We start from the raw sequence: 13,513 nt of genomic DNA on the forward strand, positions 1-13,513 counted from the left end.
AAACCATAATACCGAGTACTGCACTACGTTGTTAACATGGCTCATCTTGGATTCCTCGTCACCGGGGGTCCGTTCGACAGCGAACGGTGGCGGACCGCCTACGAACTCGGCCGGGCGGCGCTCGACGACGGCCACGAGGTGACATACTTCCACTACCTCGACGGTGCGCTCGTTCCGGTCGCCGACCAGGAGTTCCCGGACTGTTCGGACGCAGGGTTGTACGACGAGATGCCCACCGAGAAGTTCCAGGAACTCGTCGAGGACGGGGCGGGGGTCATCTGTTGCGGACTCTGCGTGAACGCACGCGGCATCGATGCCGAGACCGACTACCCGGACGGCGTGGAGATCGGGCTGCTCCCCGACCTCGCGGACATGCTCGGCGAAGCCGACCGGGTGATATCGCTATGAAGCGGGACGTCGCCGTGTTGATCACACGGCCGCCGTACGGCCGGGTCCACGTCCCTGAGGGGCTGCGGGCCGCCCGCGGGGTCGCGGCGGGATTCGACCGCCATGACGTCACGGTCGTCTTCACCGGTGACGGCGTCTACGCCGCACGCGCCGCCGTCGACCGCGACGCGCTGAACATGCCGGAGCATATCGCGGACCTCCATGCCGAGAACGGCCGGATGGTCGCGGACGCAGCTGCGATGGCCGAGCGAGGTATCGATTCCGAAGAGATAGCCGATGACATCGCGGTCCGATCGGGCGAAGATGTCGCCGAGATGATCCGCGATGTCGACCGTACACTCGACTTCTAACCATGCTCTACCTCGTAGACAAACCGATGGCAGACGTCGCGTTCAGAACCGCAGCAGGAGACGACGATGCACGCATCGTCCTCATCCAGGATGGCGTCCTCTTGGAGCCCGACCTCGACGTCCCCACGTACGCCGTGGCGAAGGACGTCGAGGTAAGGGGCGTCGACCTTCCGCCCGACGTCGAACGTATCTCGTACGACACGGTGATAGAGCTCGTCCTCGAACAGGAGGTGAAGAACTTCCTATGAGCCCCTTCGAGAGACTCACAGAACTCGTCGACCAGGGCGAATCGGCAGCGATGCTGACCGTGGTGGGGAAGGACGGGAGCGCCCCGCGGAGCGTCGGAACCCGGATGCTCGTCACGGAGGACGACGAGTACGGGACCATCGGCGGCGGCTCGGTCGAAGGGCTCGCTATCGAGGCCGCCCGCAAGGTGCTCCGGGGCGACGAGGAGCCAGGGGTCCGGACGTACGAACTCGAACGCGGCGGGAACACCGGGATGGTGTGCGGCGGCGAGATGGACGTCTTCGTCGACCGCATCCGCGGCCAGCCCAGACTCTACATCGCTGGGGGCGGTCACATCGGCGTCGAACTCGCAGCGTTCGCTGACCGATTGGGCTACGACGTCACCGTCGTCGACGACCGCGAAGAGTACGCAGATCCGGAGCAGTTCCCCGATGGTACGGACGTGATCCATGGTAGTTACGGCGACGTTCTCAGGGAGAAGTCCATGACGTCCGAGACGGCCGTGGCCGTCGCGACGCGAAGCGGGACGTTCGATCAGGAGGCGGTCGCGGCCGCCCTCGACGGGAACGCGGGGTACGTCGGTCTCGTCGCCAGCGAGACCAAGACCGAACACGTGATCGAGTCGCTCGTCGAAGACGGATACAGCCGCCGCGATCTCGCGCAGGTCCGTGCGCCCGTGGGTCTCGACCTCGGCGGCGGCGGCCCGGAGGACATCGCGGTGTCCATCCTCGCGGAGATCAGCATGGACCGCTACGACGCGTCGGGACGCAGGGCGTCGCGATTGAACCTCGACGATCTCGTAGTCGTCCGAGGCGGCGGCGACCTCGGAAGCGGTGTCGTGTACCGGCTCCAGCAGGCAGGGTATCCCGTCATCGTGACCGAGGTCGCGAGGCCGACGGTCGTCCGACGAACCGTGGCCTTCGCCACGGCGATGTACGAGGACGAGATCTCGGTAGAGGGCGTTGTCGGACGGCGTGCTGCCGACATCGACGAGGCACTGGAGATCCTCACGGACGACGAGGTACCGGTGCTCGACGATCCGGACGCAGCGGTCGCCACCGAACTCGACGCCGCCGTGCTTGTCGATGCGATAATGGCCAAGGGTCGTCGCGACACGGGGACGGCGCGGGACGACGCCGACGTTGTCATCGGACTCGGCCCTGGGTTCGAGGCTGGTGAGGACGTCGACGCCGTGGTCGAGACCGACCGCGGTCACCAACTCGGTCGCGTCTTCTACGAGGGGACGGCCAGCACCTACGACGGTGAACCGGGCGAGCGTCGGGGGTACACCCACGAGCGTGTCCTCCGCGCGCCGACCGACGGGCAGTGGGAGACGACGGCCGCCATCGGCGACCTCGTCTCTGCGGGCGACGTCGTCGGATACGTGGAGGACAACCCCGTGGAAGCGGACATCGACGGCCTCGTTCGCGGGCTGGTCCACGACGGTGTCGGGGTCTCGGAAGGTGGGAAGCTCGGCGATGTCGACCCCCGAGGCGAGTCGGTCGACCATACAAAGGTATCGGACAAGGCGCTCTGTCTCGGCGGTGGCGTCCTGGAGGCGATGCTGCACCTCCGATAGGGCGACCGCCTCGATCCGTCAGCGGGAGACAGCCTCGATCTCGGGGTCGGTGAGTCGAGCGCCGGACCCGTCGGTGACGCGGCCTACCCGCCGGTGGAACACCCCGGCATCCGAGAGCGCGGCCTCCAGATCCGCACTCCGTTCGGCGGGGACCGACAACAGGAGACCGCCGCTCGTCTCGGCGCTCTCACCCTCCTCGAGCCCGTACCCGAAGAGGTGCGACAGTTCGACGGTGCCCGCGATCACGGGGAGGGAGGTTATCTCGACGCCGACGTCTGCGTTCTCTGCCAGCACCCGGGCCTGTCCGAGGAGACCGAACCCGGTGACGTCCGTCGCCGCCGTCGCGTGCTCGCGGGCCGCCGTGGCGGCAGCGCGGTTGGGTGTGGTCATCCACGTAGTCGCTTCTTCGCCGATCCGGTCCATCGACCGAGGGGCCGTCTCTTCGAGCATCTCGGCGAACTCGCCGTCCTTGACGCGTAAGGCACCCATCGCAGGTTGCGTTCCTAGCGGCTTGGTCAGGTAGAGTTGGTCTCCTGGCGCGGCGGTACGCGTGTCGAGCAGGTGGTCCGGGTCCGCAGTCGCCGTGACCGCACCGCCAGCGAACGGCCAGGGGTTCAGGATGGTGTGCCCGCCGGCAACCGTCCCCTCCATCGCCGCGAACGCGTCGACGATACCCGCCAGGATCGCCGGAGCGCGGTCTCGAAGTTCACGGGGAACGCCCAGTACCACACGACAGCTCACATCGTCGATCGCGCCGGTCGCGAACGCGTCGCTCGCTGCGTTGCAGGCGGCGACCCGACCGAAGTCGTACGGGTCGTCGACGATAGGCGTGAAGAAGTCGACTGTCGAGACCAGCGCCAGGTCGTCGCGCAAGCGCTGCGCGGCGGCGTCCTCGCCGACGCCGAGGAGGAGCTCGTCCTGCTGGTCGGTGAGGCCGACCTCCGACAGCAGGGCGTCGAGATCGTCCTGTCCGACCTTGCAGGAACAACCGTGGAGTTCGACGTACTCGGTGAGTCGGGTGGAATCGGTTCCGGGAGTATCGGCGTCGCTCATCGTTGTTCGGCCTCCGCCTCCGAAGCGTCCGCCGGGAGGGTGACGCGGAGTTCGAACGTCTCGCTCGCGTCGTCGTCATCGAGCGCCGTGACATCGTATCCGTGCTTGGTGCACGTCCGCTCCAGGTTGCGTTTGGCTGGGGGATAGTCCCCCTGAACGAGTAGCTCCTCGCCGGGCTCCATCTCGGAGAGCTCCCGTCGGACGATGAGTGCAGGTCGCGGACAGACCTCGCCCGTGACGTCGACGCGTTTCATGTCCGCCCATTCCCCATGAGAATGCAAAACATTGTCGTCTCCCTCGACGTGACCTGGGGTAACGCTATTGTCCGTGGCCGCGGACCGTGAACCATGGACCTCGCGGAAGCGCTGCGGTTGGGTGACCGGGAACTCGTGTCGTTCGTCGGCGCAGGGGGTAAGAAGACGGCGATGCAGCACCTCGTCGGTGAGGCCGCACACCGCGATGTGACCGTGGGATACACGACGACGACCCACACGCCGCCTCCGGATGGACTTCCACAGGTGATAGCCGCACCGGACGACCTGCCAGATGCTCTCGCCGACCGCGGAGCCCCCGTAGCGTTCGCCGCCGAACGGGTCGAAAATCCGGAACGTGCCGACGAGAAGGTCCGTGGTCACGACCCGTCGGTCGTCGAGTCCGTGTTCGCATCCGGGCTGTTCGACTGGCTTCTCGTCAAGGCCGACGGTGCGCGGCGCCGGGAGTTCAAGGCGCCCGGTCGGAACGAACCGGTCGTGCCGGAGACCAGCACCGTCGTGACCGTGGTCGCCTCGGTTCGAGCAGTCGGCTCTCGACTCGAAGCGCCGACGGTACATCGACCGGACCGCGTGGCGGCCATCGCAGGACGCGACGTCGGAACGACCCTCACACCGGATGCGATGGGGACTGTTCTCGCTAGCACCAACGGCGGCCTGAAAAACGTGCCTGGCGGAGCGACCGCCGTCCTACTGATAAACAAAGCGGACACGCCCGCACTCCGGGAATCGGCACGCGACATCGTCGCGGCGACCTTCGAACGGACCGACCGGTTCTCCCACGGTCTCGTCACCTCCTTCGACACCGGGATGCTCGAGACCGTCGAAAGCTAGGTCCCGAACTGGACTGGCGCTCGCCATCAGTCACTCTCGCGGCTGTAGGGTTCGAGGAGGGCCGACGGGACGCCGAGTTGCTTGTTCTCCAGTTGGACCACGGTGAAGACCAGGACCAGGATGGTCGCGAGGTAGGGGTACGTCGCCATGATCGTCGGATGCATCAGGAACTCGAGGACCGGATTGACGAGCTCGGCCAACGGCGTTCCGGGGTCGAGCTGTAGCGAGATCGCCTGCGAGCGTAGCTGTAAGGCGTCCAGGAGTCCGAACAGGTACGCTCCGACGAGTGCGCGCTCGGGCCGCCACTGTGCGAATATCACGAGCGCGACGGCGATCCATCCACGACCCGCAACCATCCCGGGTACCCACAGCTGCGAGTACGCGAGCGAGAGGTGGGCCCCGGCCGCGCCGGCGAAGGCGCCGCCGAGAAGGACGCTCAGATATCGCATCTTGAACACGTCGACGCCCATGGTGTCGGCCGTCTCGGGGTCCTCGCCGACGGAGATCATCTCCAGTCCGAGGTTCGTCCGGAAGAGGAAGAACCAGACGAGCGGGACCATCGCGAGCGCGATGAAGTCCGGTACGGTGCTGCGGAACAACGCCTCGCCGATGATGGGTATCTCGACGAGGTACTCGCCTACGATCGGGACCGTCACCTTCGGGAACCCGGTGATCGATTTGCTGACCCACTGCTGGCCGAAGAACGTCGTCAGGCCGGTCCCGAGCAGCGTCAGCATTATCCCGCTGATGACCTGGTTCGATTTGAGCGAGATCGTCAGGAACGCGTGGATCGACGCCATCGCGACTCCCAGCAGGATACCTGCGAGGAACCCCAACCAGTAGCTACCCGTGATGACCGTGACGACGAATCCACCGAGTGCCCCGACGAGCATCATCCCCTCGACCCCGAGGTTGAGCACGCCGCCGCGCTCACTGATGATCTCGCCGAGGCTCGCGAAGATCAGAACGGTGGCCGCCTGTACGGTCGCGTCGAGCAGGCCTGCGAGGAATCCCACCATTCAGACCTCCTCCACCTGACCGGTCGGCTGTTTCGACCGTTCGCGTTCCATCCGAACGTCGACCTTGTAGCTCTTGATGAACTCGGCGGTGATGAGGAACAGGATGATGAGCGCCTGGATGACGTCTACCAATGCGGCTGGCACGCCGAAGTTCACCTCCATGCTCGACCCGCCGACGAACAGCAATGCGAAGAACAATGCTGCGAGCATGACGCGGAATGCCCCGTTCCGTCCGAGTAGGGCGATGGGGATGGCCGTGAATCCGTAACCGGGCGAGAAGTCCGGCCTGAGCCGAGCCTGTACCCCCGCGATCTCTGATACGCCGGCGAATCCGGCGAATGCACCGGCGAGGACGAACACGTACAGGTACACCCTGTAGATGCTCATTCCGGCCTGTTCGGCGGCTTCGGGATTCGAGCCGACGAACGTCACCTCGAACCCGAACCGGGTCTTGTTGACGAGGACGTACGTCCCGATCACGACCAGTACGGCGAGAACCAGTCCCACGTGAACGCCGGTGCCGAGGATCGTCGGCAGCTGTGCCGCCGTGGGTAGCATCGCGCTCACGGGGAAGTTCCCAGCACCACCCTGCATCGGGCCGCGAACCACGTAGTTCGTGAGTTGGATGGCGACGAACGTCAACAGCAGGGTCGTGATGATCTCGTTGACGTCCCACCGCGCCTTGAGCCAGCCCGGGATGCCGGCCCAGATGGCACCCGCAACTGCGGCACCGAGGAACGCCAACGGCACCAGCGCGATCGCTGGCAGCCCCACGTTGAGTCCGATCCACGTGCCGGCGATACCGCCGACGTAGAGCTGACCCTCCGCACCGATGTTCCACAGTCCGGCTCGGAGCGGGACGTAGACGGCCAGTCCAGTGAGGATGAGCGGCACCGCCTTGATCAACGTCTCCGTGATGCCGAACGTACTCGTGGCGGTCTCGAAGAACATCAACGCATAGGCCGCCACCGGATTGACGCCGAGCGCGACCAAGGCGATCGCGCTGACCGCGAGGGCGGCGACGACGGTGAACACGGGTGTCCCGTAGGCCAGCCAGAAAGGGACGTCCTCCCTGGCGGAGATCGAGACGTCGATGTTCATCGCTCTACACCCCCGTCGGTCACCGCTGAGTCGGTCGAGTCCGTTCCGGACTCGCCCCTTGGATCAACAGTGGCGGTCCCCGCACCACCGGTCATCTCGAGGCCGACGCGTTCGCGGTCGGCCTCCTCTGGCGTGGTCTCGTAGACGATCTCCCCCTCGTACATGACGAGGATGCGGTCACTGAGATCGAATATCTCGTCGAGGTCCTCGGAGATGAGGACGATGCCGGTACCGCGTTCGCGCTGGTCGAGCAGCGCCGACCGCAGGAACTCGATCGCGCCGACGTCGACGCCGCGCGTGGGTTGGTTGGCGACGAGAAGGCGAGGGTCGCGGTGGATTTCGCGGGCGAGGATGAGTTTCTGGAGGTTGCCACCGGAAAGGTCGCCCGCTGGGACCTCGGCGACGTCGTGGACGCCGCGGACGTCGAACTCCTCGACGAGCGTCTCGGCGTACTCACACAACGAGTCGTAGTCGAGGAATCCGTTGTCGCCGAACTGGCCGTCGCGGTACTCCTTCATCGTCGCGTTGTACATCACGGACAGGTCCTCCGCGCAGCCGTACCTCAACCGATCCTCCGGGACGAACGAGACGCCGTTGTCGATGAATTTGCGGGGATGTTCGCCAGTGAGGTCCGATTCCCCGAGTGTTATCGACCCGGCCGTGAGGTCACGGAGTCCGACGAGCGCCTCGGCCAGTTCCTTCTGTCCGTTCCCGCTGACGCCCGCGATACCGACGATCTCGCCTTCGCGGACGGTCAGATCGATGCCAGACAGCGCTTCGATGTCGCGGTCGTCGGCGGCGTGGAGGTTCTCTGCTCGAAGCGCCGTCTCACCGATCTCCACGGCCTCCTTGTCGAGTTGGAAGAGAACCTCTCGGCCGACCATCATCTCGGCGAGGTCCGCTCGACTCACAGCCGACGTCTCGACGGTCCCGACCTTCTCTCCCTCGCGGAGGACGGTCACGCGGTCCGTTATCGTCTTGATCTCCTTGAGCTTGTGCGTGATGAAGATGATGGAGAGTCCCTGTTCCGCCAACCGTTCGAGGGTGTCGAAGAGTCGTTCGGCCTCCGTCGGCGTCAGCACCGCGGTCGGTTCGTCGAGGATGAGCAGTTCGACGTCGCGGTAGAGCGCTTTCAATATCTCCACACGTTGTTGCTGGCCCACATCCAGTTGCCAAATGTGCGAGGATACATCGATGTTGAAGCCGTACTCGTCGGCGAGTTCACGTATCTCGCGTTCAGGGACGTCGAGTCCGAGGGAGAACCGCCGGGCAAGACTCCGAAACACAGAGTTCTCGCGAACTTCGGCCGGAAGCCACCCGTCGTACTCGCCGTCCTCCCTGAAGGCCGACGCGGGTTCGCGTTCGCCAAGTACGATGTTCTCCGCAACGGTCAATCTGGGGATCAGCTTGAAGTGCTGATGGACCATGCCGACGCCGGCATCGATAGCGTCCTGTGGGGACTCTAGCTCGAGTCGACGGCCGTCGAGCCAGACGTTGCCTTCGTCTGCAGAGTACAGTCCGTACAGGATCTTCATCAGCGTACTCTTGCCCGCCCCATTCTCCCCGAGCAGTCCGTGGATCTCGCCGCGTTCGACGGCGAAGTCCACGTGGTCATTGGCGATCACCCCGGGAAACTCCTTGACGATCCCCTCCATCGACAGGAATGGAGTTTCATCCATGGTTGGTAGTCACAAGCACGTCTGCATCTGCCAGGGGTATAACGTTTGTTCTCCTCTGGCCGGTATGAAGCGTGAAAGTTAGTCAGGGGGTGATGGATACCTATCAATCGAAGAAAATGGAATCTAGAGGACCCATTGAACAAATTGTGTGCCCAACTGTCAGTAATGCATACTCTTATGGAATGGGTTGTGTTACGTTAGCACGGGTCGTAACAGGGGGTCCGTCGGTGGACCTTGACGAACCACAACGAAGCACGAAAGCCAACAACCATGGACACGAACGCAACTCGCCGAGACGCGATAAAAGCGATCGGTACGGTAGGTACGGTGGGACTCGCCGGCTGTACAGGTGGGGACAACGCAACTCAGGACCAACGCAAATCGGTCAAGGCCGCGTGGCTCTACATCTCGGAGGTCGGTGACCTCGGGTGGTCGTGGGCCCATGACCAAGGTCGGAAGACCGTGGCCAAGAAGTACGATTGGCTTGATACGGCGTACTCGGAGGCCGTCAACCCGGCGAACTCACGGCGAGTCATCGAGCAGTACACCCGGCAAGGATACGACATCATCTTCGGGACCACCTTCGAGTACATGGACCCGATGTTACAGGTCGCCAAGCAGAATCCGGACACACTCTACGAACACTGTTCGGGGTACAAGACAGCGGAGAACATGGGCCGGTACTTCGGCCGCATGTACCAGGCGCGATTCCTCGCGGGGGTCGCCGCCGGCCTCGTCACCGAAGCGAACCAGCTCGGGTACGTCGCGGCGTTCCCCATCCCCGAGGTCGTCCGCGGCATCAACGCGTTCACGCTCGGTGCCCGGTCGGTGAACGACAAGGTGACCACGAAGGTCCGCTGGACGAACACGTGGTTCGATCCGCCGAAGGAGAAGGAGGCAGCACAGACGCTCATCGACGCGGGCGTAGACGTCATGGCGCAGCATCAGGACTCACCGGCGGCCGTGAAAGCGGCGAACAGCGCGAACATCTGGGCGACCGGTTACGATGCGCCGATGGACAAGTTCGGAGGTGACAACTACCTCACCTCGCCGATCTGGCACTGGGATGTGTTCTACGAGCCGACACTCAAGTCCGTGCGGAATCGCTCGTGGAAGTCAGACTTCTACTGGAAGGGACTCAAAAGCGGTCTCGTCGACCTCTCCGACTGGGGGCCGTCCGTCCCGAAGGACGTGAAGAACACGGTCTCGAAGAAGCGCTCGGCGATCGAGAAGGGGAACCTCGACGTGTGGGCGAACAGCAAGTTCGCGGACAAGAACGAGACGTTCATCTTCCAGAAGATGAGTAGCTACGTGGAAGGCGTCGAGGGTAAGGTTCCCAAGTAACATCCTTCACCCTCTCGAACGACCGTTCTGCGAGGGCTCTACGATGGGTCGTGACATCAGAACGCCCTGGGATATCGATTATCGCCGGGTCCGTCGATACTTTCTACCTGGATATGTTCTGTATGACGCATGCGTTCGTCAGACACTGACGTGGGCGCTAAGACGACCGACGTCCTCTCGACCATCGGCGACACACCACTGATTGAACTTCCGGGAGCGAGCGACGACGCTGACGCGACCATCTACGCTAAGCTCGAGTTCGTCAACCCATCGGGGAGCATCAAGGACCGCATCTACCACGAGATGATCACCGCCGCCGAGGACCGGGGCGACCTCGAACCGGGAATGGAAATCGTCGAGTGCTCGACCGGTAACGCGGGCATCGCTTGCACGCTCGTCGGCTCCCAGCTCGGCTACGACGTGACGATTGTCATGCCGGAGGGGATGAGCGAGGAACGTAAGAAGGTCATCAGGGCCTACGGAGGCCAACTCATCGAGACACCCGGCGGCGAGAGTGACGTCGACCTCTCCGTACAGCGCGTCGAGGAGATGCTCGACGAGTCCCCCGACGAGTACTGGTTCCCGAACCAGTTCAGCAATCCCGATAACCCGACCGCGCACGAACAGACCACCGGGCCGGAGATAGTGGAGCAGCTCGGCGGTGCGCCGGACGCGTTCGTCGCAGGGCAGGGAACGGGCGGCACCGTCACCGGTGTGGGACGGCGACTGCGGGACGCGGACCCGGCCGTCGATATATACGCCCTCGAACCGGCGGAAGCGCCCCTGCTGTCCTGCCGCCAGTGGGGCACACACGAGATCGAGGGCATCGGGGACGGGTTCGTCCCCGAGAACCTCGACCCGGAACTCCTCGACGGCGTTGTGGTCGTGGAGAGCGACGTCGCGATCGAGCGTGCTCGTTCACTCGCCGACCAAGAAGGCATCTTCTGTGGTATCTCCAGCGGAGCCAACGTCGAAGGGGCGATCAAGATAGCCCGGGAGCGGCCCAACATCGACGAGGTCGTGACCATCGTCACCGACACCGGCCATCGCTACTTCACGACGAAACTCTTCGAGCCCGATCACGAGATAGCGGTGCCGGACAGAGACCACCCCCTCGACGACCACTCGCGCGAGGTCCTCGAACGCCATCAATCCGACTGGGACATCATCGACTGACGACATAACAAATATGGTCTCATCCCGAGACCTTCCGATATGTCACACGACCACGGCCACCCGAGTCACGACCACGGGGACGCGGTCGAGCGGTCAGAGGCGGTCGAGACCGTGTTCACGCTCCGTTCTCGAACTCTCGCCGCGCAGTCCAGCGAGCACATCTCGATGTCCGACGCGTTCGAGGGACGCGTCCTCGCGGAGTCGCTGCTCGCCGGATCCGACGTTCCGAAACACAGTCACTCCACGATGGACGGGTTCGCGTTCGACGCGAACGAGTCGTACCCGTTCGAGATCCTCGACGGTGAGGTGTTCCCCGAGGACGACCCACCGTCACTGGCCCCGAACGAGTCGGTCCGTGTCGCAACCGGCGCACCGATTCCCGAGGAGGCCAACGCAGTCCTGAAGATCGAGGAGGCCACCGTCAGAGACGGTGAACTCCACGGTCCTCCTCTCGACCCAGGGACGTACGTTTACGAACGCGGCAGTAACGTCGCCGCCGGAGAGACGCTCTTCGAGTCCAACGAGCGCCTCTCCGCGAAGGACGCCGTCCTCCTCCAGGACCTCGGCTACGAATCTGTCCCTGTCGTCGAGCGATTCGATGTGGGCCTGCTGGCGACCGGAACCGAGATTCACGAGGGTCGAAGCACCGACCTCGATTCGTCGATGCTGGCGTCGCTGGTACGGTCGTGGGGTCACGAGGCGACGTACGAGGGGACGGTCCCCGACGAGTACGACCGCGTCGAAGACGCTATCGCGTCGGTCGCTGCCGATCGCGACGTCGTCGTCACCACCGGCGGGACGAGCGTCGGGAAGAAGGACCACGTCATCCGTGCACTTCGGTTGTTGGGGGACGTACTGTTCCACCGAGTCCGAGTCCGGCCAGGGAAACCCATCGCCGCCGCGGTGCTGCCGGACCACGATGCCGTCGCGTTCGCCGTCCCCGGTAAACCGGTCGGCGCCCACACCATCGCGACGCTCGTACTCCGACCCTTCTTCACAGGCGAGTCGTCGCTCGCGGACGTGTCCGCCACTGCCACCGTCAGCGTCGATGTGCCAACTGAAGGGTTCGAGTACGCCATCCCGGTAACGCTCGGTGACGGCCGTGCGGAGCCACTCGGACACGAAAGCTCACCGCTTGCCGTCTACGGTGACACGTTCGACCCGAGCGTCCTTTCCTCGAGCACCCGTGCAACCCGCGCTGACGGGTTCGTCTTGACGAAGACCGGATTCCAGTCGGAAGAGTCAGTACCCGTCGTTCCGTACGCTACGACCGAATGACCAGCGAGAGGATGCCGACCGATCTGGACGTGACCTCCAACGTGTTCACCGATGGAGAAGGGGCCGTCGGCGGTGTCGTGCTCGCTGCCGGGGTGAGTGAGCGGTTCGAGGATGGGAACAAACTCCTCGCGACCGTCACGGACGAACCCATCGTGCGACACTCAGTCCAGTCCCTCCTCGATTCCGAACTTGCTGAGGTCGTCGTCGTTGTCGGACACGAGGCTGAAGCGGTACGAGATGCTCTCGATGGTCTAGACGTGATGTTCCGGCATAATGAAGACTACGCGGAGGGACAAAGTACCTCCGTCCGTGTTGGGGTCGAAACTGCGTTGGAGCGCGGTTGGGACGGTGTGGTCTTCGCACTTGGTGATATGCCGTTCGTCGCTTCCGACACAGTCGACGCTCTACGTGATGCGTACGTGGCAGGAGTGGGAACGATCTTGGCCCCAAGCTACGAGGGTAAACGGGGCAATCCCGTACTCTTCGGTTCGGAGCATTTCGACGTGCTTTCAGACGTGACGGGTGACCGGGGTGGTCGACGGCTTATCGAGGAGCACGAGGATGCGGCCCTCATCGAGACCGAGGATGTGGGCGTTGTTCGTGATATCGATCGCGAGCGTGATATCCAACGGTACACCGGGTGAGGAACACATTGTCTCCCCACCGCCAGATGTAGGTCACGCGATACCCGGGGACTCACTGACCGGTTCCTCTGAAGACTCGATCTTTATCAGTTCTGAACCTGTAAGGTGACTATGGCCTCTCAACTCGTTCTGGCCTTACTGACGGGGTTTCTCGCCGGGACCCTGTTCAGCCTTGTACAGATACCAATCCCGGCCCCAGCTAATCTCTCTGGCGTACTCGGAATCGTCGGAATCTTCCTAGGGTACAAAGGAGTCGAGTGGTTGGGTATCCGTGTCGATCTACTGGAGGTACTCTCCTCCGTCTTCTGAAATAACTCTTATGCTGTGACGTCAGGCAGTTCATCGTTGGATATCGGCTGGTCCGCGTAGGTCGTCATGACCTCCGGTTCTTCCGACCGAGTCGGAATCTCACGAGTATCGCGACCGTCGAATCACAAGACGTTCTGTTCATGGCACTGACAGCAACGACTGGTGACCCTGAGTCATCGAGGAGGCTGACAGCGTTCTCATTGACGCTCCAGAATCATTGGCCA

Annotated in this window: 15 protein-coding genes; 10 read left to right on the forward strand and 5 right to left on the reverse strand. The window is 63.7% G+C overall.

Translation table 11 applies throughout. From position 1 onward, the window contains the following. Nucleotides 1-36: 36 nt before the first annotated feature. From ACQUQF_RS21215 to yqeB, 4 genes are read left to right on the forward strand one after another with little or no spacing between them, the layout of a single operon-like run. Entirely contained in the window at nt 37-408 is a 372-nt protein-coding gene (locus tag ACQUQF_RS21215; protein ID WP_435181203.1) for a DsrE/DsrF/TusD sulfur relay family protein, read from the forward strand. Beyond that, nucleotides 405-758 carry a DsrE family protein gene (locus tag ACQUQF_RS21220; RefSeq protein WP_435181204.1) on the forward strand — a complete coding sequence of 118 codons (354 nt, stop codon included), beginning with the start codon at nt 405-407 and terminating at the stop codon, nt 756-758. The genes ACQUQF_RS21215 and ACQUQF_RS21220 overlap by 4 nt, the downstream gene beginning before the upstream one ends. A 2-nt stretch (nt 759-760) precedes the next feature. Then, nucleotides 761-1,006, forward strand: coding sequence for a hypothetical protein (locus ACQUQF_RS21225; protein WP_435181206.1), 246 nt, complete (start codon nt 761-763; stop codon nt 1,004-1,006). Further along, nucleotides 1,003-2,583 (forward strand): selenium-dependent molybdenum cofactor biosynthesis protein YqeB, encoded by a 1,581-nt coding sequence (gene yqeB, locus ACQUQF_RS21230; RefSeq protein ID WP_435181207.1) that lies wholly within the window; start codon nt 1,003-1,005, stop codon nt 2,581-2,583. The genes ACQUQF_RS21225 and yqeB overlap by 4 nt, the downstream gene beginning before the upstream one ends. Before the next feature lie 18 nt (nt 2,584-2,601). On the opposite strand, the gene selD is transcribed toward yqeB, so the two are convergent. Next, on the reverse strand, nt 2,602-3,636 hold the full coding sequence (gene selD, locus ACQUQF_RS21235; protein WP_435181208.1) for a selenide, water dikinase SelD: 1,035 nt from the start codon (nt 3,634-3,636) through the stop codon (nt 2,602-2,604). Next, entirely contained in the window at nt 3,633-3,890 is a 258-nt protein-coding gene (locus ACQUQF_RS21240; RefSeq protein WP_435181210.1) for a sulfurtransferase TusA family protein, read from the reverse strand. Before ACQUQF_RS21240 ends, selD begins: the two co-directional genes overlap by 4 nt. A gap of 93 nt (nt 3,891-3,983) precedes the next feature. Here ACQUQF_RS21240 and yqeC point away from each other — a divergent pair, with 93 nt between their 5' ends. Next, nucleotides 3,984-4,739 carry a selenium cofactor biosynthesis protein YqeC gene (yqeC, locus tag ACQUQF_RS21245; protein ID WP_435181212.1) on the forward strand — a complete coding sequence of 252 codons (756 nt, stop codon included), beginning with the start codon at nt 3,984-3,986 and terminating at the stop codon, nt 4,737-4,739. Between the two features lie 26 nt (nt 4,740-4,765). Here yqeC and ACQUQF_RS21250 read toward each other — a convergent pair whose 3' ends face one another. Genes ACQUQF_RS21250 through ACQUQF_RS21260 form a run of 3 tightly spaced genes read right to left on the reverse strand, consistent with a single transcriptional unit; the run spans nt 4,766 to nt 8,538 of the window. Beyond that, complete coding sequence (locus ACQUQF_RS21250) at nt 4,766-5,758, reverse strand: ABC transporter permease (protein ID WP_435181213.1); 993 nt, start codon at nt 5,756-5,758, stop codon at nt 4,766-4,768. Beyond that, nucleotides 5,759-6,859, reverse strand: coding sequence for an ABC transporter permease (locus ACQUQF_RS21255; RefSeq protein WP_435181214.1), 1,101 nt, complete (start codon nt 6,857-6,859; stop codon nt 5,759-5,761). Further along, a complete protein-coding gene (locus tag ACQUQF_RS21260; RefSeq protein ID WP_435181215.1) occupies nt 6,856-8,538 on the reverse strand; it encodes an ABC transporter ATP-binding protein in 1,683 nt (560 codons plus the stop codon). The genes ACQUQF_RS21255 and ACQUQF_RS21260 overlap by 4 nt, the downstream gene beginning before the upstream one ends. A 270-nt stretch (nt 8,539-8,808) precedes the next feature. Here ACQUQF_RS21260 and ACQUQF_RS21265 point away from each other — a divergent pair, with 270 nt between their 5' ends. From ACQUQF_RS21265 to ACQUQF_RS21285, 5 genes are all read left to right on the forward strand, one after another. Further along, complete coding sequence (locus tag ACQUQF_RS21265) at nt 8,809-9,882, forward strand: BMP family ABC transporter substrate-binding protein (RefSeq protein WP_435181216.1); 1,074 nt, start codon at nt 8,809-8,811, stop codon at nt 9,880-9,882. Between the two features lie 129 nt (nt 9,883-10,011). Continuing rightward, on the forward strand, nt 10,012-11,058 hold the full coding sequence (locus ACQUQF_RS21270; protein ID WP_435181217.1) for a PLP-dependent cysteine synthase family protein: 1,047 nt from the start codon (nt 10,012-10,014) through the stop codon (nt 11,056-11,058). A gap of 39 nt (nt 11,059-11,097) precedes the next feature. Further along, complete coding sequence (locus ACQUQF_RS21275; RefSeq protein ID WP_435181218.1) at nt 11,098-12,336, forward strand: molybdopterin molybdotransferase MoeA; 1,239 nt, start codon at nt 11,098-11,100, stop codon at nt 12,334-12,336. Next, nucleotides 12,333-12,980, forward strand: a complete 648-nt coding sequence (locus ACQUQF_RS21280; RefSeq protein WP_435181220.1) for a nucleotidyltransferase family protein — start codon at nt 12,333-12,335, stop codon at nt 12,978-12,980. Before ACQUQF_RS21275 ends, ACQUQF_RS21280 begins: the two co-directional genes overlap by 4 nt. Before the next feature lie 111 nt (nt 12,981-13,091). Further along, nucleotides 13,092-13,289 (forward strand): XapX domain-containing protein, encoded by a 198-nt coding sequence (locus ACQUQF_RS21285; protein ID WP_435181221.1) that lies wholly within the window; start codon nt 13,092-13,094, stop codon nt 13,287-13,289. The last annotated feature ends 224 nt before the right edge of the window (nt 13,290-13,513 follow it).

The sequence above is a fragment of the Halorussus sp. AFM4 genome (assembly GCF_051194995.1).
Lineage (GTDB): Archaea > Halobacteriota > Halobacteria > Halobacteriales > Haladaptataceae > Halorussus.